The 24,825-nt window shown below is 65.8% G+C and carries 21 protein-coding genes; 11 read left to right on the plus strand and 10 right to left on the minus strand.

Going from position 1 to position 24,825, the window contains the following annotated elements:
* Positions 1-127 precede the first annotated feature (127 nt).
* A complete protein-coding gene (locus AC0IXR_RS15175; protein ID WP_471761345.1) occupies positions 128-964 on the minus strand; it encodes a HugZ family pyridoxamine 5'-phosphate oxidase in 837 nt (278 codons plus the stop codon).
* Between the two features lie 338 nt (positions 965-1,302).
* On the opposite strand from AC0IXR_RS15175, the gene AC0IXR_RS15180 reads away from it, so the two are divergent.
* The 5 genes from AC0IXR_RS15180 to AC0IXR_RS15200 all read left to right on the plus strand — a co-directional run bounded on the left by AC0IXR_RS15180 (position 1,303) and on the right by AC0IXR_RS15200 (position 5,497).
* Positions 1,303-2,013: a response regulator transcription factor gene (locus AC0IXR_RS15180; RefSeq protein WP_018046124.1), complete on the plus strand. Its 711-nt coding sequence runs from the start codon at positions 1,303-1,305 to the stop codon at positions 2,011-2,013.
* Positions 2,014-2,181: 168 nt separating this feature from the next.
* Complete coding sequence (locus AC0IXR_RS15185; RefSeq protein WP_471761346.1) at positions 2,182-3,939, plus strand: stimulus-sensing domain-containing protein; 1,758 nt, start codon at positions 2,182-2,184, stop codon at positions 3,937-3,939.
* A 12-nt stretch (positions 3,940-3,951) separates the two neighbouring features.
* Positions 3,952-4,476, plus strand: coding sequence for an HPr kinase/phosphorylase (locus tag AC0IXR_RS15190; protein ID WP_471761347.1), 525 nt, complete (start codon positions 3,952-3,954; stop codon positions 4,474-4,476).
* Between the two features lie 123 nt (positions 4,477-4,599).
* A complete protein-coding gene (locus AC0IXR_RS15195; protein WP_026597351.1) occupies positions 4,600-5,001 on the plus strand; it encodes a PTS sugar transporter subunit IIA in 402 nt (133 codons plus the stop codon).
* Between the two features lie 172 nt (positions 5,002-5,173).
* On the plus strand, positions 5,174-5,497 hold the full coding sequence (locus tag AC0IXR_RS15200; protein ID WP_207412194.1) for an HPr family phosphocarrier protein: 324 nt from the start codon (positions 5,174-5,176) through the stop codon (positions 5,495-5,497).
* 96 nt (positions 5,498-5,593) lie between these two features.
* Here AC0IXR_RS15200 and AC0IXR_RS15205 read toward each other — a convergent pair whose 3' ends face one another.
* The 3 genes from AC0IXR_RS15205 to AC0IXR_RS15215 all read right to left on the minus strand — a co-directional run bounded on the left by AC0IXR_RS15205 (position 5,594) and on the right by AC0IXR_RS15215 (position 9,260).
* Positions 5,594-6,448 (minus strand): GNAT family N-acetyltransferase, encoded by an 855-nt coding sequence (locus AC0IXR_RS15205; RefSeq protein WP_056422384.1) that lies wholly within the window; start codon positions 6,446-6,448, stop codon positions 5,594-5,596.
* Between the two features lie 138 nt (positions 6,449-6,586).
* Entirely contained in the window at positions 6,587-7,705 is a 1,119-nt protein-coding gene (locus AC0IXR_RS15210; RefSeq protein ID WP_471761348.1) for a CobW family GTP-binding protein, read from the minus strand.
* Positions 7,706-7,736: 31 nt separating this feature from the next.
* Positions 7,737-9,260, minus strand: a complete 1,524-nt coding sequence (locus AC0IXR_RS15215; protein WP_471761349.1) for a D-alanyl-D-alanine carboxypeptidase family protein — start codon at positions 9,258-9,260, stop codon at positions 7,737-7,739.
* Between the two features lie 382 nt (positions 9,261-9,642).
* Here AC0IXR_RS15215 and queE point away from each other — a divergent pair, with 382 nt between their 5' ends.
* From queE to queC, 3 genes are read left to right on the plus strand one after another with little or no spacing between them, the layout of a single operon-like run.
* On the plus strand, positions 9,643-10,275 hold the full coding sequence (queE, locus tag AC0IXR_RS15220; protein WP_056422393.1) for a 7-carboxy-7-deazaguanine synthase: 633 nt from the start codon (positions 9,643-9,645) through the stop codon (positions 10,273-10,275).
* A gap of 46 nt (positions 10,276-10,321) precedes the next feature.
* Positions 10,322-10,675: a 6-carboxytetrahydropterin synthase QueD gene (queD, locus tag AC0IXR_RS15225; RefSeq protein WP_056422399.1), complete on the plus strand. Its 354-nt coding sequence runs from the start codon at positions 10,322-10,324 to the stop codon at positions 10,673-10,675.
* A gap of 2 nt (positions 10,676-10,677) precedes the next feature.
* Entirely contained in the window at positions 10,678-11,436 is a 759-nt protein-coding gene (queC, locus tag AC0IXR_RS15230) for a 7-cyano-7-deazaguanine synthase QueC (RefSeq protein WP_471761350.1), read from the plus strand.
* Between the two features lie 382 nt (positions 11,437-11,818).
* Here the strand turns inward: queC and AC0IXR_RS15235 are convergent, their stop codons facing one another.
* The 3 genes from AC0IXR_RS15235 to AC0IXR_RS15245 all read right to left on the minus strand — a co-directional run bounded on the left by AC0IXR_RS15235 (position 11,819) and on the right by AC0IXR_RS15245 (position 15,311).
* Entirely contained in the window at positions 11,819-13,276 is a 1,458-nt protein-coding gene (locus AC0IXR_RS15235) for an exopolysaccharide biosynthesis polyprenyl glycosylphosphotransferase (protein WP_471761351.1), read from the minus strand.
* 104 nt (positions 13,277-13,380) lie between these two features.
* Positions 13,381-14,310, minus strand: a complete 930-nt coding sequence (locus AC0IXR_RS15240; RefSeq protein ID WP_471761352.1) for a WecB/TagA/CpsF family glycosyltransferase — start codon at positions 14,308-14,310, stop codon at positions 13,381-13,383.
* Complete coding sequence (locus tag AC0IXR_RS15245; protein WP_056422405.1) at positions 14,310-15,311, minus strand: UDP-glucuronic acid decarboxylase family protein; 1,002 nt, start codon at positions 15,309-15,311, stop codon at positions 14,310-14,312. Before AC0IXR_RS15245 ends, AC0IXR_RS15240 begins: the two co-directional genes overlap by 1 nt.
* A 396-nt stretch (positions 15,312-15,707) precedes the next feature.
* Here AC0IXR_RS15245 and AC0IXR_RS15250 point away from each other — a divergent pair, with 396 nt between their 5' ends.
* Positions 15,708-16,976 carry a polysaccharide biosynthesis/export family protein gene (locus AC0IXR_RS15250; RefSeq protein WP_471761353.1) on the plus strand — a complete coding sequence of 423 codons (1,269 nt, stop codon included), beginning with the start codon at positions 15,708-15,710 and terminating at the stop codon, positions 16,974-16,976.
* 355 nt (positions 16,977-17,331) lie between these two features.
* On the plus strand, positions 17,332-18,060 hold the full coding sequence (locus AC0IXR_RS15255; RefSeq protein WP_056422411.1) for a Crp/Fnr family transcriptional regulator: 729 nt from the start codon (positions 17,332-17,334) through the stop codon (positions 18,058-18,060).
* Positions 18,061-18,379: 319 nt separating this feature from the next.
* On the opposite strand, the gene AC0IXR_RS15260 is transcribed toward AC0IXR_RS15255, so the two are convergent.
* Both AC0IXR_RS15260 and AC0IXR_RS15265 read right to left on the minus strand, forming a co-directional pair.
* A complete protein-coding gene (locus tag AC0IXR_RS15260; protein ID WP_471761354.1) occupies positions 18,380-19,747 on the minus strand; it encodes a lipopolysaccharide biosynthesis protein in 1,368 nt (455 codons plus the stop codon).
* 171 nt (positions 19,748-19,918) lie between these two features.
* Positions 19,919-22,111 (minus strand): GumC family protein, encoded by a 2,193-nt coding sequence (locus AC0IXR_RS15265; protein WP_471761355.1) that lies wholly within the window; start codon positions 22,109-22,111, stop codon positions 19,919-19,921.
* Positions 22,112-22,443: 332 nt separating this feature from the next.
* Between AC0IXR_RS15265 and AC0IXR_RS15270 the strand changes: the two genes are divergently transcribed.
* A complete protein-coding gene (locus AC0IXR_RS15270) occupies positions 22,444-23,982 on the plus strand; it encodes a right-handed parallel beta-helix repeat-containing protein (RefSeq protein WP_471761356.1) in 1,539 nt (512 codons plus the stop codon).
* Here AC0IXR_RS15270 and AC0IXR_RS15275 read toward each other — a convergent pair.
* Positions 23,960-24,814 (minus strand): FkbM family methyltransferase, encoded by an 855-nt coding sequence (locus tag AC0IXR_RS15275; protein ID WP_471761357.1) that lies wholly within the window; start codon positions 24,812-24,814, stop codon positions 23,960-23,962. The two genes, AC0IXR_RS15270 and AC0IXR_RS15275, sit on opposite strands and share 23 nt — an antisense overlap.
* Positions 24,815-24,825 lie beyond the last annotated feature (11 nt).

Consider the following 24,825-nt stretch of genomic DNA (forward strand, 5'->3'; position numbering starts at 1 on the left):
CGAGTGTTGCCTCCGCTCTCTGCCTCCGATCACCGCTCGCCACCCTGCCGATGGGCGTCCCGAAGGGAGGCCTGCCTCGCCTCACCTAAACGCGGAGTCGTTTCGATTGCGTAGCGGCAGGCCCGGTTCAACCGCCGGTCGGAACCGGGCCACGATCCTCTTCCGCGCCGCGGGCCTTCGCGGCCATCTCCACCAGGACTTTGCGTAGGTTGCCCATGTCGGTGACCGGCGCGGGGTAGCGGATGCGCACGGTCCGGTCGCCACCCAGGAGGTCCATCCCCTCGGGATCGAGGCCAGTCAGGCGCCAGGGTCCGTCACCGCCCCCCTCGCCCTTCGCGTAGAGGGCGAGCGCGTCGGCATGGTCGGCATTCATGTGCTCCACCGCCCCGCGCTCGCCGGCGATCAGGGCCTCGGCTCCCGACAGGTCGAGGCGGAGTTCGGCGGGCGTCAGCGTCGCCGCCTTGGCAAAGCCCCCGTTGAGATGCCCGGCGCTGGGTTCGAGGGCGAAGAAGCCGAAATCGGGGAAGTCCGCATAGAGCTTCGCCTTCGGGTGGCGGGCGACGAAGCGCTCGCGGATGCGCGGCTCCGTCGTCTGGCTGACGCGGCCGGTGACGGTGAGGCGGGGATGGGCCAGGGGATCGCCCTTGCCGCCGGCGCTGAACAGCAGCGACGCGCGGGGATCGGCCAGGAGGTTGCGCGTATGGGCCGAGAGGCGCGAGAGCAGCATCAGGGGCGTGCCGTCCACATCCGTGGCGATCGTCACCAACGAGGCGAAGGGCGTCCCGTCCTGGGCGTCGAGGCTCGCCAGCGCCCCGGAGCGGATGCTGCGCAAGAGATGCCGGCCGAGGCCGATCGCATCGAACGGGGCCTCGGAGGCCGGGAGCGGTGCGGCAGGCCCCCGCCGCTGCGGCGGTGCCTCTCCCGCCTCGCCCCGGCCATCCTCGATCCGGTTTCCGTCAGCCATGGTGCACCCTGCCCTCAAATGGTTTTGGACCGGACTTTTCGACCGCCGGCCTTCATTCAGAATCGCGATGATAGGGGTACTCGGGCCGCTTACGCGAGGCCGCCGGACTGCGGCACGACGGCCTCAGTCAAGCGTCAAACCGATCTATCCACCGAGCAAGCTCGCTTTTTTCAACCGAAGTCTTTACACAGCCTGACTCTCCGCGCGAATGCGACCCTGCTTCTCGAATGGTTCGCCAGCGCGTCTTGCCGGCCCTCGTCTTCGGAGGGCGGGATGCGGAGACGACATGAGCGAACTGACGTCCGCGAAGGCCGCATCCGAGCAACAGGGAACGCGAAATGCCCACCATCGCCCTCGTGGACGACGATAGAAACATCCTCACCTCCGTCTCGATCGCCCTCGAGACCGAAGGCTACCGGATTCAGACCTATACCGACGGCGCCTCGGCCCTCGACGGGCTGAAACACTCCCCGCCCGACCTCGCGATCTTCGACATCAAGATGCCGCGCATGGACGGGATGGAGCTGCTGCGCCGCCTGCGCCAGAAATCCGACCTGCCGGTGATCTTCCTGACCTCGAAGGACGAGGAGATCGACGAGCTGTTCGGCCTCAAGATGGGCGCCGACGACTTCATCCATAAGCCGTTCTCGCAGCGTCTCCTGGTGGAGCGGGTGAAGGCCGTGCTGCGCCGCTTCGCCCCCAAGGACGGGCCGGGCGCCGCCGCGCGCGAGGCCGATGCCGCTGCCCGCTCCCTGGAGCGCGGCCTGCTAATGATGGACCCGGAGCGGCACACCTGCACCTGGAAGGGCGAGGCCGTCACCCTCACGGTGACCGAGTTCCTCATCCTGCAGGCCCTGGCCCACCGGCCCGGCGTCGTGAAGAGCCGTAACGCGCTGATGGATGCGGCCTATGACGACCAAGTCTATGTCGACGACCGCACCATCGACAGCCACATCAAGCGCCTGCGCAAGAAGTTCAAAGTGGTCGACACCAATTTCGACATGATCGAAACCCTGTACGGGGTCGGCTACCGCTTCAAGGAAGGCTGAGCGCGGCGTACGGACGCCGAACTCCCGCCCGCCCGGCACCGCCACGCGCCGCCCGCTCGAACGGAAGAGTTTCGCCGTCGCGTGGCGGTGGTTTCAGGCGTTCCGTGGCGGTGCTTTCGCTGCAACGATGGCGCCCATTCCGGGCCGACTCTCCAACCTCGGACGATCGTGGATTCCCAAGACCAAGCCGACGCCCCGCAACGCGGCCTCCTGGCCCTGCCGCGCACGATCTGGCGTGGCATCGGCCAGCGTGCCTCGTCGAGCCTCACCCGCCGGATCGTCGTCCTCAACCTCGTCGGCCTGATCGCCCTGCTGTTCGGCTTCCTCTACCTGAACCAGTTCCGGCAGGGTCTGATCCAGGCGCGGGTGCAGAGCCTGTTGATCCAGGGAGAGATCATCGCCGGTGCGATCTCCTCCTCGGCCTCGGTGGATACCGACGCGATCCGCATCGACCCCGACAAGCTGCTCCAGTTGCAGGCCGGGGAAGGCGGTGCGGGCGACGAGAACCCCTCCCCGCTCACCTTCTCCCTCAACCCCGAGCGGGTCGCGCCACTCCTGCGCCGCCTCATCACACCGACGGGCAACCGGGCGCGGGTCTACGACCAGGATGGCGGCCTGCTGTTCGACACCCGCACACTCTCGGCCCGCGGCGAGATGGGCCGCAGCGACGGCATCGTCGTCAGGAGCAAGCGCAACCTGCTCGAACAGGCCTGGGAATTCATCCAGGCCAAGCTGTTCGGCGCTGCCCGGACGCCCGTTCTGGAGGAAGTCGGACCGGCGAGCGGCCACAGCCTGAAGGAAGTCCAGGTCGCCCTCGGCGGCGCCCGCGGCACCCTCGTCCGCCGCAACGAGGCTGGCGAGACGAACGTCTCCGTAGCGGTTCCGATTCTGCGGTCAGGCACGGTCCGGGGCGCCCTGATGCTCTCGACGCAAGGCGGCGACATCGATCGGGTCATCGCCTCCGAGCGGTTCGGCCTGCTCCAGGTCTTCCTCATCGCCGCCTCCGTCATGCTGGTCCTGTCGATCCTTCTCGCCGGAGCCATCGCCGGGCCCGTCCGCCGCCTCGCCGACGCCGCCGAGAAGGTCCGCCTCGGCATCAAGTCGCGGGAAGAAATCCCCGACTTTACCGGTAGGACCGACGAGATCGGCCACCTGTCAGGCGCCCTGCGGGACATGACCCAGGCCCTCTACCGGCGCATCGACGCCATCGAGAGTTTTGCCGCCGATGTCAGCCACGAGCTGAAGAACCCCCTCACATCCTTACGCAGCGCCGTCGAGACGCTGCCCCTCGCCAAGACCGACGATTCCCGCTCGCGCCTGCTCGCCATCATCCAGCACGACGTGAAGCGCCTCGACCGCCTCATCAGCGACATCTCGGACGCCTCACGTCTCGATGCGGAACTCGCCCGCGCCGAAGCGCGCAAGGTGGATCTGCACAAGCTGATGACCACGGTGGTCTCCGTCGCCAATGAGCGCCGACGCCCGAAGGACGCCCTCATCCAGTTCGACGTGGACACGCCCCCCGGCGATGTGGAGGCGCCCTTCATGATCTTCGGGCATGACAGCCGGCTCGGTCAGGTCGTCAACAACCTCCTGGACAACGCTCGCTCGTTCTCGCCTCCGGACGCCAAGGTGCGGGTGGCCCTGCGCCGAATCCGCGGCGATGTGGAGCTGATCGTCGAGGACGAGGGGCCCGGTATCCCCGAACATGCCCTGGAGCGGATCTTCGAGCGCTTCTACACCGACCGGCCGGAGCAGGGGTTCGGCCAGAATTCCGGTCTCGGCCTGTCGATCTCGCGCCAGATCGTCCAGGCCCATCGGGGCACCATCAGGGCGGAAAACCGCCCCGGCCCGGCTGACGAGGAGGGCGAGGCAACGGTGCGCGGCGCGCGGTTCGTCGTGCGCCTTCCCGCCGCTTCCCGCTAGACGAGTCCGCCCGTGGAACGGCCATCTTCCTCGCGGGCTATCACGATCCACGCCACTTGCCTCGTCGTGGGAGAGGCGGGGCTTCTCATCAGGGGCGAATCGGGGGCCGGCAAGTCGAGCCTGGCCCTCGCCCTTCTCGACCGGGCTCGGCAGAACGGGACCTATGCGGCACTGGTAGGCGACGACCGTATCGGGCTCGATCGGCATCACGGCCGCATCGTCGCGCACGGTCATCCGGCCCTGCACGGCCTCATCGAAGTCCGGGGCCTGGGCCTCGCACGCGCATTTCCTCTGGCGGATGCGGCGGTGATCCGGCTCGTAGTCGATCTCGTCGAGACGCTGCCTCGGTTGCCTGAAGCGCCCTCCAATTCCGTCGATCTCATCGGGGTGGCGATTCGCCGAATCATGCTGGACCGCAGCATTCGCGACCGGGGGCTGGCGCCAGGAATCGTCCTCGATACCCTCCTCGAGCGGGCGAGCGTTGCCCCATGGACGCACCTCAGCACCGTCTCATGCGAATTCGGCTCTCCCATGTAGCGTGGCGACGACCCACATGACATGATCAGGGAGCTAGGAGGCGTGAGAACGCAACTCTCGTCTTGCGCCCGACCTTGCGCTGCACAAAATGGCGGCTCCCACTGGGTGTCGGAACACGTGTCTATGATTGGAATGGTGCTCGTCACCCACGGGCTGCTCGCCACGGAGTTCAAGGCTGCCCTTGAACATGTGGTCGGTCCGCAAAAGCAGATCGAGACGATCACGATCGGTCCCGAGGACGATATGGAGCTGCGCAGGCTCGACATCGTCTCCGCCGTGGATCGCGTCGATTCCGGCAAAGGCGTCGTCGTGCTCACCGACATGTTCGGCGGGACGCCGTCGAATCTAGCCCTTTCCTGCATGAATGGCGGGACTGTCGAGGTCGTGGCCGGTATCAACCTCCCGATGCTGATCAAGCTTGCCAGCGTGCGCGACGCAGAGCCCCTGGGCGATGCGGTGCTGCATGCCCAGGAAGCGGGTCGTAAGTACATTAACGTCGCGTCTCGCGTCCTCGCCGGCAAATAACACTTCCGCGAGACGATCGGACTTTCCCAAACATCCCTTGTCGGCCTATCAGGCAAGCGTGGCGATTTCGCGCGGCCTTTCCTCGGCGCGGCCGTGCCATCACTGAACGAGGATCGGACCGGTCGCCTCGGGCTTACCGTTGGCGCACCGGCGACAGGGACGGCACAGGCCCATGAGCGACGCTTACGACGATGATGCCGAGGCCGAAGTCCCGGTTCCCGATGGCGGCCACCTGAAGGTTCTCCCGGTCATCAACCGGCGAGGCCTGCATGCGCGGGCCTCGGCCAAGTTCGTGCAGACCGTGGAGAAGTTCGAGGCTGCAGTGACGGTGACGCGCTCCGGCGAAACCGTCGGCGGGCGTTCGATCATGGGGCTGCTCACCCTCGGCGCGGCACAGGGTACCTCGATCACCGTGGTAGCATCGGGCAGCGATGCCGAGGCGTGCCTGGCGGCCATCACAGACCTCCTCGCCAACAAGTTCGGCGAGGACGAATAGGGCCCGCTCCGAGAGACCGACGTCGATTTTTGAGACGATCGACGTCGCGGGTCCCGCCCTCGGCATCAACTGGGCTGGACTATCCGGCGGATCGCGTCAGGCCGCTCGCGCTTCGGCCTGGCGCCACACGATCGAGCCCGGACCGGCGCCGAGGCGCAAGGCAGCCGCGACGATGACGCCGTCCTTGCGCGCGAAATCGACACTGGTCTGGCGACGCTGGGCAAAGCGCCGCGTGACCACCCTGACCATGGACGAGGCGGACGGATCCGCGACGATGGGGTTTCCAGACACCTGCGCATCGAAAGAGAGATAGGCTTCGACGGCATCGCGAATGCTGCGGGGTTCGGTGATGCGCTCGATCTCAACGCCATCACGGGCCCAAGGTCCGACAAGGCGGATGCTGACTCGATCCCTCGCCGGAACGACCTCCGCAGGCACCGGCTGTGCGAGAAGGGCCGCCTGTTTCGGTGCAGGCGCGGCCGGAGACGGCACCATGATCAGGGTCGAGCGGGGATGGACCGCCTTGATCGCGGCCCGCAACGCGGCCTCGACCTCATCGAGGAAGCCGGGTTCGATGGTGGGCGCGAGAACCGGACCGGGCGGATACCAGGCCTGTACCCGACCATTGCCCCACAGGCCGTGCGGCATGGCGAGTGGAATGACGCCGCGCAGGCGAGCGCGCTCGCCCGACCCGCTCCAGGCAAAGGCAAAGACCAAGTCACGGCCGCCGGACTGGTGCACGGCAGCCGTGAGCAGGTAGTCGGGATCCGCGTAGATCGGTTCCGGCCAGCGGATGCGAGTGAGCAATGCACGCCACGCCTCGGCTTCGATCGGCTCCACCAGGTTGGGCCGCCGCAGGTCGATGTGCCACTCCGCCGGTTCGTGATCCGCCCCGATGCTACCTGCCTCTATGAGCAGCCCGCCCTCAATGATGCTCAGCCCCTGTTTCATTCGGCGATCCCGCTACCGATCCGTCCCGAAACGGGACAGAATTCTTCGCCTCGCGGCGAAGTATGGTATATAGAATCAAATCGAATGCCGCCCGATTATTCCTGAAACGGGACGGTCTTGGCGGAGATTTCTGGTGGATCAGGCCCCTGGGATCGCTAATGGGTTGGCGGTCAGGGCTGCGGCATCGGGTGCATCAATTCTCGGCCGTCCGAGGAAGGCATCCCACAAGCCGGTGACGAAGGCGGGCTCCAGATCGCGCACGATCAGGACGAGACGCGAGCGATGGTCGTCGTCGGGCCAAGCGGCGAGTTGGACCGGCATGTGGATCACGTGCTGGACACCGTGAACCACCACGGGACGATCCGGCTCGTCGGCAAGCGCGACGAGCCCCTTCAAGCGCAGGAGCTTGGGGCCATGCCCGGAGCGCAGCAGGTCGAGGAACATCTCGAAAGCCGCCCGCTTTACCGGCACGTCGCTGGTGAGTGTGAAAGCGCGGATCGCGGCATCGTGCCGGTTCACGTCGTGATGGTGGTGGCCATGATGGGAATCGTGATCCGGGAAGGCTTCAGCGCCGAGCCAGGCCCGGACCTCCTCGCTCTTGCCATCGAGGCCGAAGAACCCGCCAAGCAGATCGGTCGGAGCGATGTCGGGGCCGTGGATCGGCGCCATCGGGTTCACGGCATGAAGCCGGGCGCGTAAGGCTTCGCTGCCACCCGAGAGGAGATCCTCCTTCGCGAGAATGAGCTGGTCGGCTACGGCGACCTGGCGCAGGGCTTCGGGATGAACGTCGAGTGTGGCTGCGCCGTTGATCGCGTCCACAACCACTACCACCGCCTGCAGCCTGTACCGCATGGCGAGATAGGGGTGATAGATCAGGGCATGGAGGATCGGAGCCGGGTCGGCGAGGCCCGTCGTCTCGATGACGACCCGGCGGAACGGCGCGATCCGTCCGTTGTCGCGTTTGCGCAGCAGATCCTCGAGGGTAGCGATGAGGTCGCCGCGCACGGTGCAGCACAAGCACCCGGCGCCGAGAAGGATCATGTCCTCGTCCACCGTCTCGATCAGCAGGTGATCGAGACCGATCTCGCCGAACTCGTTGACGATGACCACGGTGTCCGACAGGGCCGGATCGCGCAGCATGCGATTGAGGAGCGTGGTCTTCCCGGCCCCGAGGAAGCCGGTGAGGACCGTGAGCGGGATCGGCTCGGGACGACGGGAAGCGGTGTCTACCGGAGCGGTCGAGAAAGGATTCGGCATGAACCCGCCCTACCCCGGCAACGCCGCCGGCTCAATCCTCGGCCGAACTGGCAGCGGACGTCTTATTGTTACCGGACGTCCTGGTGGCGCTCTTTGCAGGCTTGACGCCAGGCTTTGCACTGGGCTTGGCCTCAGCCTTCGCCGCGGGCTTATCCGACGTCTTTTGGCCCGGCTTTGCAACGGCTTTTCCAGCAGGCTTTTTCCCGGCCTCAGCCTTGGTCGACGGCTTTCCGCCCCCTGCGATGACAGGCGTCGTTTCCACCGGAGCGTAGGCGCTGGCGCTGGCAGGCACGGCGGCCTTTCCACTCGGAGCCTTTGACTTCGCGTCCGGCCTAGTGAGCCTGGATGCTTCGCGCTTGGCGTTCGCAGCCTCGACCTTGGCCTTGCGGAGTTCGGCGAGCTTGGCGGCCTTTTCGGCTTTCTCCGCCTCGGCCTGCTCGTTCAGGGCAATGGCACCTTCGGCCGGATCGCGGCCGATCCAGACCAGGATGGGCTGCAGCGGGGCGCGCGGCGGCAGGGCGCGGCCCTTCATCGAGCCATTGTTCAGCGTCGCGAAGGCCAGGGCCGAGCCCACCGGTGCCGCGGCGGCCAGGATCGAAGCGTTCTCGTTGCCGGCCTGCGAGGCGATGGCCCCCGGCCCTTCGTCGACCGGCATCGGCCTACGCTTGTCGCAGATATAGGGACGCATATCCGGCGGCTCGGAGATGGACGAGGATGGCAGCGCATCGAGCGTCTGGGCGGTCCAGCCGGCGGACTGGCTGAACCCGTGGTCGAACAGGTCGGCGGCCTTCAGGTCGCGCTCGCGCGCACTCGGCTGGCCCATCACAACAGTGATGAGACGGCGGCCGTTGCGAGTGGCGCTCGCCACCACGTTGAATCCACCCGCACAGATGAATCCGGTCTTCATGCCGTCGGCCCCGGCATAGCGCCCGAGCAGACCGTTATGGTTCGCCATGATCGACTTGCCGAACTGGATGGCGCTTATGGAGAATAGCGCGCGGCTCTCGGGAAAATCGCGGATCAGCGCTCGTCCGAGCACTGCCATGTCGCGGGCCGAGGTCCATTGCCGCGCATCGGGCAGGCCGTTCGGATTGGTCCAGCGGCTTTCATGCATGCCGATTCGGGCGGAAGTCTCGTTCATGATGGCGGCGAAGCCTTCGACCGAGCCGCCGAGATTTTCGCCGATCGCCCAGGCCACGTCGTTCGCCGACTTGACCATGATGATCTTCAGGGCGTTGTCGAGGGTCAGCTTCGTACCCGGCCGGAACCCCATCTTCGAAGGCGGCTCCGCGGCCGCGGCGGGCGAGATCGTGATGAGGGAATCGAGGGAGACCTTACCCTGTCGCACCATGTCCAGGGCGACGTAGGCGGTCATCAGCTTGGTTATGGAGGCGGGGAACCACGGGTCGGTGGCGCCCTGGGCGTAGACGACCTTGCCCGAATCGACCTCGACCACCAGGATAGGCGACGTCACCGCGCCGGCCGCACCTGATCCGAGAAGTCCCGCCGCGACCGCTACACCAAGGACAACGCGGCTCAACACTCGGTTCGACATCGGGCCTGTCTCGGCTGGGAACGCTCCGACGCCATAACGGCCGGTGCGTCCGGAAAAAGTTAGCGCAACGGCCGAGCTTTGGCGAGGGCTGCCAATCGTCGATCGTCCTCTCGACCGTTCCCCATAGGAGAGATCCGGCAAGGGTATCAACGCCGTTTCCGTGGCAACAGCATGGCGGCGCAGCCAGGATCATGGTGCGCCGCACGGTTGGCATGAAACGACGTTGCCGTAAGTGCATGGATGTGTTGGGCCTTGCGCCATGGCCTCGGAGCGGCGGTGAGTCTATGGGCTGTCTCACCGCGTTCAGGCGCTGAGGATGGCCGTTCGCCATCGCGGGACGGAATTCCATACGGGTTCCACAAGGAGATCGGCCGAGGAATCGATGGCTTACGCGGTCAAGGAACTCTTCCATACCCTTCAGGGTGAAGGGGCCCAAGCGGGCCGCGCCGCGGTGTTCTGCCGGTTCTCCGGCTGCAATCTCTGGTCCGGCCGCGAAGAGGACCGCGCCACGGCCGCCTGCACCTTCTGCGACACGGATTTCATCGGCATGGACGGCGAGGGCGGCGGACGCTTCTCGACGCCGGAGGCTTTGGCCGACGCCATCGCCGCCACCTGGGAGGGCGGCGCCTCCCATCATTACGTGGTGTTCACTGGCGGCGAACCGTTGCTGCAGCTCGACCCCGCACTTATCGCGGCGGTGCATGCGCGCGGCTTCGAGATCGCGGTGGAGACCAACGGCACCTTGGCGGCCCCCGAGGGGATCGACTGGATCTGCGTGAGCCCGAAGGCGGGCAACGCCCTCGTCCAGACTACGGGCCACGAACTGAAACTCGTCTATCCGCAGGCTGCAGCGATGCCCGATCTGTTTGCCGCCCTCGGCTTCCGCCACCATTGGCTCCAGCCCATGGACGGGCCGGACCGGGTTGCCCATACGCAGGCTGCGGTGGAGTATTGCCGTCGAGACGCGCGCTGGCGGCTGTCGCTCCAGACCCACAAGATCATCGGTATTCCGTAATCCCGAACCGGTCACGTCAGCGCGTGAGGAACCCCAGAGTCAGTCGATGAAGATCACCCAAGCCTTTACCTTCGAGGCGGCGCACCGCCTGCCCAACGTGCCGGAGACCCATCGCTGCCATCGCATGCATGGGCATTCCTACCGGGTCGAGCTGACGATCTCGGGGGAGGTCGATGCCGAAACCGGCTGGGTCATCGACTTCTTCGATGTGGAGCATGCCTTCGCGCCGATCCTGCTCCAGCTCGACCATTACTGCCTCAACGAGATCGAGGGGCTCGAGAACCCCACTGCAGAGAACATCGCGGCCTGGATCTGGCATCGGACGAAGCCGGCTCTGCCCGGCCTATCTTCGGTCAAGGTGTTGGAGACCCCGATGTCCTGGGCAGAATACGAAGGCTGACGATGAACGACGAAGGCGCCCTGGTCCTGTTTTCCGGCGGGCAGGATTCCACGACCTGCCTAGCCTGGGCACTGGAGCGGTTCCCGCGGGTGGAAACCCTCGGCTTCGACTACAACCAGCGCCACAAGGTCGAGCTCGACCGGCGGGCGACCTTGCGCCAGAGCATGGCCGGCATGAAGTCAGGCTGGTTCCGACGTCTCGGCCGCGACCACACGCTTTCGCTCGATGCGCTGGGAAAGGTGTCGGAAACCGCCCTCACCCGCACCACCGAGATCGCCTTCGAAGCGGGGGGGCTGCCCAACACCTTCGTGCCCGGCCGAAACATCATCTTCCTCACCTTCGCCGCCGCTCTCGCCTACCGGCGATCCCTCGGCCACATCATCGGCGGCATGTGCGAGACGGATTATTCCGGCTATCCCGATTGCCGCGACGATACGATCAAGGCGCTTCAGGTGGCCCTCAATCTCGGCATGGACAGACGCTTCGTACTCCACACCCCGCTGATGTGGATCGATAAGGCCGAGACTTGGAAACTCGCGGAGGATCTCGGTGGTCCGCCGCTGGTCGACCTCATCGTCGAGGACACTCATACCTGCTACCTCGGCGAGCGTGGCCAGCGCCATGCCTGGGGTTATGGCTGCGGCACCTGCCCCGCCTGCGACTTGCGCGCGAAGGGCCATGCGAAATTCGTGGCCGAGGCGGTGGCGAACGCTGCCCGTCCGTCCGGTGACTTCACCGCGCCCCAATCGTCTGAAGCTTGAACTGGCGAAATCAGTCCTAACCAGGACTATGGTCACCAGACTTCCTTGACTTCAACCGTGGCACCATAGAATTCGCGGGGCAATTGACAGTTAATCCATCATCCGCAAAAGATATCCGGTGCCACTGCAGCACCGGAGGGTGCCTTGCTGGAAATCATATTTTGGATCTCCGCCCTTGTGTCCGTGTTCGGCAGCATTGGGTTGATATGTATATTTCTATGGCCCGAAAAACGCCAACGCATCGAATGGGATGATCATTCGACCAATTAGATCACAGATATGCAAGGGCCTGCTTCAAGGAAATCAACTTCACGGCAAGTGCACCATCAAGACAAAGTCGTGACGAGAGCGAAGGACATGACCGTGTCACGGCGGTGGGAAGCTACCGGGCACCCTTGGCGCCAAGGACGGCCGAGACCGTTGCGAGCAGGATGTATAAGTCGAGCCAGGGTGACCAGTTGCGGATGTAATAGGTGTCCTGGCTACGCTGGACCCCAAGATCTCCGTCGCTTCTCGACGAAATCTGCCATAGGCCAGTCAGCCCGGGCGGGACGCTGGTGCGAAGAGTTCGAAAATCGGAATCGAACCCGTCCATGTGATAGGCGGGAAATGGCCTCGGGCCGACGAGGCTCATATCGCCGCGCACGACATTCCAGAGCTGAGGCAGCTCATCCAGGCTCGTTCGCCGGATGAAGTTCCCGATCTTCGGCAAGATTCGCGGATCATCGGAGAGTTTGAAGAAGCGCCTCCATTCCTCGCGGGCGGCCGGGCAGGCTTCGAGATGGGCATACAGCCGGCGCTCGGCGTCGGAATACATGGTCCGCAATTTCAAAACCCTGATTGGGCGCCCGTCCCGTCCCACGCGGATCTGGACATAGAACGGGCTGCCGGGATCGAGTACACGGATCGTCGCGGCGAGGATCGCGATCACCGGCAGGGCGAGGATCAGGCCGATCCCTCCGAGCGTGCAGTCGATCACCCTCTTGAGGGCCAGGTTTCGCGACCGGTAAAGTTCGCGCCGGATCTCCAGGCCGATGGCGCTGCCAAGGGGCTGAACCTGGACCCACATGTTCTGCAACTCGTGGATCTGCTGAACCAGTACGGTGCGCGGAGCGGGAAGCTGGCCCGTGCCTTTCCCATCATACAGGGCAAGGGTCGCGCAGGACGAGAACAGCAAGACCTCCGCGGGCACCGCCGGGCTCTCGTCGATGCCGCCAAGGACGGGCAGTCCCTCCGTCCGGATCGACTCCTGTCCATGCTCGACGAGGAAGCCCACCGGACGGAACCCCAATTCCGGCTGGGCGAGGAGCGTACTGGCCAGATCGCGTCCGGCAGTGTCGGCCCCCACGATCACGGTGAGAGCCCCCCAAAGCTTCCAGCGGATCAGTGCGCTCCTCAGCGCGGATTCACCATAGAACCCGATCACGATGAGGAGCGCCGACACCACCGCGATATCGGCGACGCCACGCGCGGATGTTCCGAGAGCGCTTGCGACCAGCAGGCAGCTGATCGCGTAGATTCCGATACCGAGAACGCGTAGCCGGAACCGCTCCGGCGGGCTCGGCCCGTAGCTGGAATAGAGCCCGAACGCCGCCAGGACGAACACAAGAGCAACCGGGGGAATCGGCACCGGGGTAGACGATCCAAGCCAATGCTCGGCAGGTAGCCAGCCGGTGATCAGTTGGGGAAACAGACCGGCCAATCCGGAAAAGAACAGGTCGCCTCCGACCAGAACGGCGGTGACGATTGCCCGCCGCCGTCCCGGCCGGAGTTCTGCTCGCACCGGCACGGTACGCTCGACCGTAGGGCCCACGAGAACGATGCTGTCGGTGGTGCTCATGGGAAGCCATTCCGGAAGCGCGAGGCCATGCCGGCCTTGGAACGAGAGGAGGCGGGACACCGTCGCGACTAGGCTAAAAACCCGGCACGGCGCAGGAGCAGGCATCACCCGGGACGATGAGGCGCCGGTGAGGCTCCCCCCCGGAAGCGAGCAGCGAACCAGCGCCTCAAAAGTTGGCCGGCGGCAAGCAGAAGAAACAGGGGTACGATCTTCATGTAGCGGGCGAAGAGCCGCCTCGGTTCGGTAACGAGACGAAACAGCCATTCGAGGCCCCGCTTCTGCATCCAGACCGGGGCCTGGCGCTTGGTGCCTGCCAGGAAATCGAAGGCGGCGCCGACGCCGATCATCACCGGCGCATCGATGCGCCCAAGATGCGAGACCATCCAGTTTTCCTGCTTGGGCGTGCTCAGGCCGACCCAGACGATGTCGGGCTGCGCGGCATTGATCTGCGCCACCACTGCCTCGTCCTCCTCCCGCGAAAGGCTGCGAAAGGGAGGGCAGCACGTTCCGACCACGGACAACCCCGGATGCGCGTCCTGAAGGCGTGCGCTCAGCGCCTCGGCCACGCCGGGCGCTCCGCCATAGTAGAAATGTCGATAGCCGCGGGCCGGAGAAAGGCCCGTGATGGCACGCATCAGGTCGGGGCCGTAGACCCGCTCGGTCGCCTTGTGGCCCAGCAAGCGCGACATCCAGACGAGCGGCATGCCATCCGGCGTAACGAGATCCGCCGCGTTGTGGATGGCAAGCAATCGCGGATCGCTCCGGCTCTCGATCACCCCATGGGCGCCGGTGATGCAGACGTAATGCGGCGTCCGCGAGCGGACGAAGGCATCGATGGCAGCGAGGGCATCCGCGAAGGTGATCGCGCTGACCTTAAGGCCGAGAACCTCGGCGCGTGGCAACTCCCGGTGCTCCACCGAGGCCGGCGATGCTCCCCCCATCGCCTCGACCGCGTGGTGCAGGTGAGTCGCTGGGAGCACGGATCGCGCCCAGCGATTCAGGTCGGCGCCGGTCGGCGAGAGATCCTCGGTCATCACACGGCCTGCGTCAGGGGTTCAGAACGGGCCAGTTCGCGCAGAGCGTGAATCGGCGAACCTTTCTGGATGAGCCTCGCTTCGAAATACGCGATGGTCCGCACCAGACCGGTGTCGAGATCGACACGCGGCGACCATCTCAGCTTCTCGCGGGCGCGGGAGATGTCGGGGCAACGCCGTTTCGGGTCGTCCTGCGGCAAGGGTCGGCATTCGATGGTCGAGCGCGAATTGCACAGCTGTACAATGCGTTCGGCCAGAGCGAGGACGTTGATCTCGGAAGGGTTGCCGAGATTGACCGCGTCGCCGGGCTCCTCATCCACCGCCATCAGCCGGAGCAAGCCTTCGACGAGATCGTCCACGTAGCAGAACGAGCGCGTCTGGGATCCGTCGCCGTAGATCGTGATCGGCTGATGCGTCAGTGCTTGGACAATGAAATTCGAGATGACCCGACCATCCTGCGGATGCATGTTCGGTCCGTAAGTGTTGAAGATTCTCGCGACGCGCACCGACATCCGGTGCTGCCGCCGGTAATCGTGGAACAGCGTCTCGGCGCAGCGTTTGCCCTCGTCGTAACAAGCCCGCGGCCCGACGATGCTGACATGGCCGCAATAGCCCTCGGGCTGCGGATGAACGTCCGGATCGCCATACACCTCGCTGGTCGAGGCCTGGAGGATGCGAGCATGAAGGCGCTTGGACAGGCCAAGCATGTTGATCGCACCCATCACGCTGGTCTTCGTCGTCTGAACGGGGTCACGCTGATAGTGAACCGGAGAAGCCGGACAGGCGAGATTGTAGATCTCGTCGACCTCCACATAGAGCGGGAACGTCACGTCATGGCGAAGGAGCTCGAAGGATTGATGCGTGAGCAGCTTATCCAGGTTCGAGCGTGCACCTGTCAGGAAATTATCGACGCAGAGAACCTCATTTCCCTGTTTGATCAGCCTTCCACAGAGATGGGACCCTATGAACCCGGCCCCACCCGTTACGAGGATGCGCTTCATTGTCGGTGCCCCTCCGGCTCATTCCCTGGACTGACAACGGTCTCGTCCGGGCGTTGAATGAGCGTTCCGTCGGTGATCTCGCCCTACTGCTCCCTTGCCGGGGAACTCGGAGCGTTGTTGAACCATGGCGGGCAATGACCGTCGACTACAAGTGGCGCATCCGGTGCATTTGACAATCACATGCCCCGAATAAGGAATAGTACTATCGAATAATCGCGCGAAACTGATTCGGAATAACTGTTTTTCCTTCGCATAAATACGTATTTTCGAAAGGATTACCTCGTCGTAGAACCCAGCTTGTCCGAAAGGCGATGCCGAAGCTCGAATTCCCGACGTTTAGAATATCGGCGAACGTGCGGGATGGGCCTCACGAGACGAGCGGTCGGTTGATCCAGGATGAAACAGCATCAGCGGACGCGCTCCGGGCGCGTATCCCATCGCATCGCAGCGCTTGCCCTATGGGTCGCCCTCGGCGGGGCGGCGCTGGCCCAGGATTCGACCTATCGCCTGGCGCCCGGCGACCGGGTCGGGTTATCGGTCTATGGGCAGGCCGAACTGTCGGGCGAGTTCGTGGTCAATGGCAGCGGCGCTCTGTTCCTACCCCTGGTGGGTGAAGTCTCCGTGTCCGCCATGACCTTGCCGGAGGCGCAGAAGCAGATCGTCAGCCATCTGGCCGACGGCTTTCTGCAGCAGCCGGTGGTGAGCCTGCGCATCACCGAGATGCGGCCGATCTACCTCCTCGGCGACGTGCGCGTGGCGGGGAGCTATCCCTTCCGCTACGGCGCCTCGGTCCTCAGCGGCATCGCCCTGGCCGGCGGCTTCGCCTTGCCCGAACAGGCGCAGATCGCCCAACGCACGGAGTTCCTCAGCTCCGACGAGCGCGTCCGTGTGCTGGAGGCGACCCAGCGCCTGCTGATGCTCCGGCGCGAGAGGCTGGAGGCGCAACGACACGACCGGGAGGACTTCACGCCACCGCGCAGCAGCGGGCACGACGAGGGCTTCTCCCGCCTGCTTGCGGAGGAACGCGGGATCCTGAAGGCGCAGCGGAGTGCGTTCGTGCAATCCGCGGAGATGCTGCGAGCGCAGAAACCGCGGATCGAGGCCGAGATCGGCGGCGTCGAGGCGCAACGTAAGGCGGAAGAAACCCAACTCCGGCTGATTCAGTCCCATCTCGAAGATTACGAGAAACTCATCAGCAATGGCTTGGCACGACGATACCAAGGCATCGAGCTGCAGCGGGAGGAGGCCCGGAACAAGGGTACGATCGCTCGGCTGAACTCCGAACTCGCCCGGCTCGACCTGGCGATCGGTGATCTCGGACTGAGGGTGCAGGAACTCACCGACACCTATCATCGCCGAATCCTCACCGAGTTGCAGGACGTCACCACGCGTCTGACCGAAGTAGAGATGCAGCTGCCCAGCGCCCGCGAGATCCGGGAGGCGCGCCTCCAATCCGGCGGCACGCTCGGTGCCGCCAGCCCCGGCGCCCCGGCGCGAAAGGTCTTCATCACGCGAACCGTAGGAGAGCGGACGGAAACCTTCGAGGCCGATGAGCGGGCGCTCCTCCAGCCAGGCGACATCATCGATGTGCGTCGCGAGCCGCCGACGGCATCGATCAGGACGAGCCTTGTCCTACCCGAACCGGGCGCCCTCCCCCCGCGCTGATCCAAGACGCAGACTCTTCCCAGCGAAGACCGGCTCGCCCCGGATGCCGCTGGCTCGTCGATGCCGAGACGGCGATCCGCCAACTGCTTACTGAACCCACATCGGCACAGGCTGGCACCGGACACTTTCTCGGACGTATCGGTATCGCAGCTTCACCTCGACACCCGAACTGCTCAGACACGCGGCGCACCTGCAAACACATTGAAAGAAATTGCTCTACTACAGAAATTATAGTACTTAATATTGCATTATTGTACTGGATTTTTATTCATTACCCTGCAGAATACTAGCTCCCGCCTACGCGGATTTCGATTTACTTGAAAGTACAGGCGAGATGCTTGGCGGAGCGTCATTGATGAACTCACGACTCCAGCCACTCCAGGCACCATTGGTCGAGAACCGTCTCCTGCGGGCGCTTCCCATCGAGGTCTTCAACCAGATGCTGCCGCAGTTGGAGGAGGTGGCTCTGGTCGTCGGCGAGCGGATCGTCATCGCCAACGAACCCATCCCGCACGCCTATTTCATCGAAAGCGGATTAGCGTCCGTGACCATGGCCATCGCCGAACGCGGCACCGTGGAGATCGCCGTCGTCGGGCGCGACGGCATGGTCAGCACCGCCCTGGTGCTTGGCATCGAGCATACGCCGCTCACCGTGGAGGTCCGCGTGGCGGGCCGGGCCCTGCGGATCGGCGCGGGCGCTCTGCGCCAGGCGATGGCCCAGAGCAGTGCTCTGCGTGATATCCTTTTGCGCTACGTCCAGGTCGTCATCCTCTGGACCAGCCAGATGGCGCTGGCCAACCGTCACCATTCGGTGGAGGAACGCCTGGCGCTCTGCCTCCTCCTGGCTAGCGACAGGCTCGATGAGGGCCGCGTGGTCATGACTCACGAGATGCTGGCGCTGATGCTCGGCATGCACCGCCCGCGTGTCACCGTCGCACTGCACGAGCTGGAGCGCACGCGCATGATCGTGATGCGGCGCGGGCAGATCACGATCCGTGACCGGCTCAAGCTCGTCGAACTGGCCGGAGACAGTTATGGTCTCGCCGAGGCCGAGTACGAACGACTGATCGGCCCCTTCATCTGAGACCAGACGGAGGTGAGGGAACTCATCACCCGCCGCCCGTGCGACGGCGGGCGTCCGCCGAACGCGCCGAGGCCAAGCATCGAACGGAACCAGCGTCGTTTTCCCTGACGGCGCGTTGGGTCTGCATGTCAAAAGCGCCGAGGCGCCGCGCAGTGGTCTCGAAGGGCGCCGGACGATCAGGCTCTCGGATGGAAGTGACCCACCTCGCGCGTCGGCCTGATGGAAGTCCTCGCAAAAGCTGGTTGGACAGGTACGGCGAGGCCCTGCGGCACCGGCGGATGCACTCGTCCGCCGGTGCCGGATTCGGCGAGAGCGTCGATCAGGTCTGCCTCAGTTTCGAGGCCGGCAGCGCAGCCACGCGTGACGCCACGGCGTTGCCTATGGCCTCACCCTGATCGTCCGCGGAGCGGGCCGGGACGGCTTGGTCCCGCACCCGTCCGGAGGAAGCGTCGGCGGTGTCAGTGGCGATCATCCTGGTGAAGAGGAGGTGAAGCACGACGAGGCGGACGGCGTTGGCGAGGCAGAGGGCGATGCAGGCTCCGTTCAGGCCGAACCCGATGATGAGCGGGATGGCGATCGGGATCGTCGCCACGGCCCCGGCCGCGTTCACGATCAGGGCCTGTTTGGCTTGCGAGACGCCGTGGAAATAGGCGCACACGATGTCCGTCACGAACGCGGCGAGGGCCGCGATGGCGAGGAGCCGGACCGGGGTCGCGATGTCCGCATAGGGCGAGTGGGCGCCGTAGATCAGGCCCAGCACCTCGTGGGGAAATGCCACGATGGCCGCCAGAAACACGATCACGATGGGCATCCCCGACAGGGCGAGGGGGTGGGTGGCGCGCCATGCCTCCGCCTTTCCCCCGGCATGCGCCCGTGAGGAGACCTGAAGGATGACGTTGCCGAGCCCGATCATGAGCGGGTTGAGCAGGTTGACGATGTTGAAGCCGGCCTGGAGCAGCGCCGGCAGAGCGGCCCCGGACAGGGCGGCCAGGAACCAGAACAGGAACTGGACCCGCAGGGCGGCGCAGAGGTTGTTCGCCAGCGCCCATCCGCCGAGGCGCCAGAATTCCAGGGCGACGGTCCGGATACGTATCATCGCATGCCGGCGCAGGGAGAACCCCACCTGTATCCCCTGGAGGACGGCCGCCGCCGCCGATGTGACGGTCATGGCATAGAGGGCGGTCTCCAGGGTCAGGTCACCCCGGAGCGCGAGCCAGAGGGCGATCAGGATCTGCCCCATATAGCTGACGATCTCGCCGGGGACGGCGGCTCCGAAGCGCAGTTCCACGAACAGGTAGCGCCGGAACGCCTCCTGCACCTGCCAGACCAAGAAGTAGACGAGCAGGGCCGCGATGAGATCCGGCCGGCCGATGAGGAAGGCCGTGACGGCCAGGACGAGACCGGCCGGAACGCACAGGCCGACGAGAAGGATGAAGCTCACGCTCATCAGTTCGCCGATGCGGTCCCTGTCCGCGGGATCGGCCAGGACCGACATCGGATAGAACAGCACCGACGCCATGACGGTGTAAAGGATCATCAGGATCCCGAAGAGCAGCGCGAAGGCACCGTATTCCTGCGGCGGCAATGTCCGCGCGAGGGCGATCGTGAACAGGAAGTTGCCGAGGCTCGCGACGCCTTGATCGATCAGGGGCCAGGCGATCCGTGCAGCCCGCACTCTAGCGAGCACCGGCCGGCTCCACCGCCGACGGCGTCGGGCAGGCCACGGCCGCGCGGGACAGCGGCGCGCCGCCTCCGCCGACAGGCGTGAACACGATGATGATCGAAGCCATGATCGACATCCGCTGGATGGCCGCCGAGAAGAAGTCGTGCAGAAAGGGAACGGGCCGTTGGGCCGGTCCTATGAGGACAGCTTGGACGGTAGCAGGTTGCCGCGGGGGTGATGCGACCCTGCTTCCTCGAAATGCCCCCGGTAATCGTTGTAGTGGGAGCATTGGTCGACCACGCGGAAGTCCTTGTGCTCCGTCAGATTGACATGCGTCAGGACCAGGCCGCGCAGGCGCACGGAATTGTCCTGCAGCCGCCGCAACGCCGCCTGGACCGTCTCGCGCGGGGTCCGGTTCCAGTGAACGGCCATGACCGTGACGTCGGCGAGACCGCCCATCGTCAGGACATCGATGGACAGCATCACCGGGGGAGCCTCGATGAGGACGAGATCGAAGTTCTCTCGAGCCCGCTCGATGAAACTCTCGAAAGCCGGCGTCAGGAAGAGGTCGTGCGAGTCGCCGTTCTCGGCGCGATGCAGCACCACGACCCTGCCGGGGTCGTTCCGCATTGGGAATCCCGCCGGATCGCCGAACACGACGTCCTCGAGGCTGGGCTGGTCGGCCTCCGCGTAGCGGCGCGGCGTGCTGTCGATCACGAGGGTCCGGATGCCGCGCTGAGCCAGGAGACTCGCCATCGCCATGCAGAGAAGCGACTTGCCCTCGCCGGGTACCGAGGACGTCACCATGACGACCCGGGGCTCGGCCAGGGCGCGGGCTCCGGTGAGCGATGCGCTGACGAGGCGTATCGATTCGTCGAACATCCGGACCTCGGCGGTCGACGAGCTGCCGGTGAGTTCCGGTACCATCCCGAGGCAGCGGTGGGCGGTTTCGTGCGCGATCTCGGCATCGGACCGGAAGCCTGTGTCGCGCCGGTCCATCATCACGGCGTAGCCGATCCCCACGCCGCTCGCCCCTAGGACGCTGAGGCAGATCAGCATGAGTCGGTTCGGCCCCGACGGGACCGTCACAGGCTTGGCCGCCATGACGATCTGCGTGGTCGACGACTTCATCCCCGTGAGCGCCAGCGCCTGGGCATGGCCGTCGCTGAGCAACTTGAGGCGCTCGCGGATGGCCACCGCGTTGGTCTGTAGGCTCTGCAGCTTGGCGTCCTGACCCATCCCCTCGACGAGGTTCGCCTTCAGCACGTCGACCCTGTCGGCGAGGTTCGCCTCGTCGGCGGTGGCCGCCTTGACGTCGCTCTCGAGATTGCCGATCGCGCGCTTGATCTCCTCGCGAAGCCGCGATTGCGCGGCCTCGATATTGGCCTTGGCCTGCAGGTAGGCCGGATGACGCGGTCCGGTCGCGGCGACGTTGGCGAATTCCCGCGTGGCCGATTCCGCGCTCTCCAGCATCCTCTGGATCAGGGGCGCGCCGGAAAGGTCCTGCGCCGATGGGGTGCCACCGGCGGCGAAGACCTCCTGCGCCCGCGACAGGCGCGCCTCGGCGGCGATCCGGGTCTGGCGAGCGGCGGCGAGGTGGGCCACGGCATCACGCACCTCCTGCTGCGGCAGGCTCATGCCCTGCGTGCCGCCCTCCACATAGCCGGTCTGCCGCCTGTAGCGATCGACGGCAGCCTCGGCGTTCTCGAGTTCCCTCCGGCTCTCGCCGATCTGCTCCTCGAGCCAGGTCCTCGTCCGCTCGGCCGCCGCCACCCCCATCTCCAGGCGGTTGCGCAGATACGCGTCGACCACGGCGTTGACGATCCGCGCCGAACGCTCCGGCGAGGTCGAGTTGTAGGACACGTTGATCAGGTAGGCCCGCGTGTCGTTGGTCACGGTGAGGTTCCGCGAGACTTCGCGGGTCACCGCCTCCACCGCGGCGATGGAATCGGCGGGCTCCTTCGTCGATCCGGGTAGTACCGTGGAAAGGATGCGGGAGACGAAGCCCGGCCCCCGCGCGAAGGCCGGGTCGTCCTGGAGCTTGAGGTCCTCGACCGCATGTCTGACGGTGGCCAGCGAACGGATCACCCGCGCCTCGCTCTCGACGATGGCCCCGGCGTCGAGACTGGTCGCCGCCTGCTGGTTCGGCGACGTGGCCTGTGAGGCAGCGACGCGGCTGAGATCGACCTGGATCAGGGATTCGGCGCTGTACTTGTCGGGCAGTGACCAGCAGATGGCGGTCGCGAGCAGCAAGGCGGCGGCGGCGAGCCCGACGATCACCCGGCGATGCCGGAGGATCGCGGTGAGGAACCCCAGGGTCTGGGCTTCGTAGGTCTGGCGGAGCACGACGCTGACCCCGCTCTTCGAGTGGTCCAGAACCCGGTTCATTCCGTCCTCGTTGATCGTGGCATGTGCGGCGCTCCGGTCGGAGGATCGGCCGTCTTCCGGGCATCCGGGCCATGACGGCGGAGCTTTCATCCACCATCCGGCCGATCCACCGTCTGGTCGGTGTGATTGAGAGGGATTTCGACTTGGCTTGGGAAGTGAGATCACGGACTAATTCGTTCGCCCCGGCGCTCTAGACCGTTTTTCACCTTCCTTTCGGCGAGAAGTAACCCTCACTGTTTTGCAGAAACCGGTACAGGGCCGGCGGCATCGAGATCTCGTGCCGGCCGCAACTGTAACGGAAGGTGATAATTGCTCCCTGCAGGATCGAACTGGTGGATGACCGCTCGGCACAGCCCTCACCGGCAGCGATCCCCGTCGCGCACTTCGCTCACCGGACGGCGGGAGCCATGACGTTGCGCGCGCTCCGCCATGCGCTGCCCCTCGCCGGGCTGATCCTCTGGCAGGGGGGCGACCCGGCGCGGGGAGAGGGCGCGGAGGGCGGCTGCCCCGGCAAGGCCGTGCGCGTCGCCGCCGGCGAATCGATCCAGCGAGCCGCGATCCGCGCCGGAGAGGGCGGGACCATCTGCATCGGCGCCGGCCTCTACCGGATGCAGGAGATCGCGCCCCTGCGCGGTCAGACGTTCCTCGGCGAGCCCGGCAGCGTCCTCGACGGTTCGCGCATCGTCCGGCAGTTCGAACGGGCGGGCCCGTACTGGTCCCTCACCGGATTGTACCCGCGCCATGTGGGCGCCGGCCGGTGTCGCGGCGGCGGCTCGCTCTGCCTCCTGTCGCTGGCCGTGTTCCTCGACGGACAGCCGCTCACCCGCGTCGCGTCGCGCGGCGATCTCGGTCCCGGACGTTACGTGGTGGAGGCGGCGGCCGGCCGCGCGATCCTCGCCGACAACCCGGAGGGACGCCGCGTCGAGGTCAGCGCGGCGCGCTTCGCCTTCCGCAGCCGGGCCGCCGATGTGCGGATCAAGGGGCTCGTCGTGGAGAAATACGACACGCCGACCCAGATGGGGGCGATCCGCGGTGGCGACGGCACCGGGTGGCGCGTGGAGGATTCGCAGATCCGCCTGAATGCCGGGCTCGGCGTCGATGTGGGCTCCGACGGGGCGATCACCGGCAGCACGATCGAGCGGAACGGCCAGCTCGGCGCGGCCGCGCAAGGCCAGCGGATCCTGATCGAGAACAACCGCATCGCTTGGAACAACACGGCCGGCTTCGACCCCGAATGGGAGGCCGGCGGCCTCAAGATCACCCAGAGCCAGGAGGTGGTCCTGCGCGGGAACCGCGTCCACGACAATGCGGGTCCGGGCCTCTGGTGCGACATCGATTGCCGCGACGTCCTGTTCGAGAAGAATACGGTGGAGAACAATTCCACCGCCGGGATCTTCTTCGAGATCTCCTACGACGCCGTGATCCGCGGGAATACGCTGCGCTTCAACGGCGCGGGCCATCCGGTCTGGTTCTGGGGGGCCGACATCCAGTTGGCGGCCTCGAGCGGCGTCGAAGTCTTCGACAACACCATCACCGTCCGGCCCGACGGCCGCGCCATCGTGCTCGTCGACCAGGGCCGCGAGAAGGACGGCGGCGGCTTCTACAGGACGACCGGAAACCGCGTCCACGACAACCGGATCCTGTTCACCGGCAGGGGCAGCGCCGGCGGCGTCACGGATACGAACGAGGCCGCCCCGAATGCCCGGATCATCGAGGAGGGCGGCAACAGTTTCGACAGGAACACCTACGCCGCGCCCGCCGACGTGAAGCCGGTCTTCATCTGGGGGCGGACGCCCATCGACTATGCCGGTTTTCGCGATGCCGGGCAGGAGAAGCTCGGCCGCCTCGTCACGCGGACGGCACCACCTTGAGAAGCCCCCTCGTCGGCCAGCGCGACGTGTCGCCCCTCGCGGATGCGGCGCGGGACTTGAAGAGCATCAGGTTGTGGCCCGACAAGATCATCTCCCGCCGCTCGCGCAAGAGGATGTCCTGCAGCGGAAAGCTGGTTCCGTCGCCCGGCAGCATCCAGTCGTGCGGTTCGATGATGATCGCATGCGGCTCGGAGACCCAGCCGATCTCGCCGGAGAACACGTCCTTCTCGAAGCCCTCGACATCGATCTTGACGATCAGCAACTCGCCATTGGGGATCAGGTCCTTGAGTTCCGCGATGACGGTGATGGGGATGCCGTGGTCGGAGCGCTCGGTCCGCCCCCTGTCGGCGTTGCCGTTGCCGTGTTCGAGGTTCACGCAGCCGCTCCGGCCGCCGAGGGCGGTGGGGACGACGCAGATATTGGCGCAGACCTCGGTGTTCTGCCGGCAGACGACGAGGTTGTCCTCGTCCGGCTCCACCGCCAGCACGACCGCCCTCGGATAGGCCCGCGCGAAATAGCGCGCCGCGATTCCCACATTGGCGCCTCCGTCGATGATGATCGGCGTGTGTCCCGCCGCGCAGATCCGCTCGTACTCGCTCCGGGTGGCCGCCCCCTGGCGGACCCGGTCGAGGTCGTAGATCATGCGGCCGAAGACGGATCTCAGCACCTCCATGTCCGACGTGTGCGGCCGGATGTAGAACGCACCGTGGATCGTCCGGACCAGACGGGCCCCGCGGGAGGATGCGCGGCGGTGCAGCCCGCGCAGGAGCACGGGCAGGCCGAGTTGCTTGACGTCGCTGTAGTGCCTGTAGGCGCGATCGACGAAATCCATCTTCGGTCTCC

Source organism: Methylobacterium sp. AC832 (genome assembly GCF_979256025.1).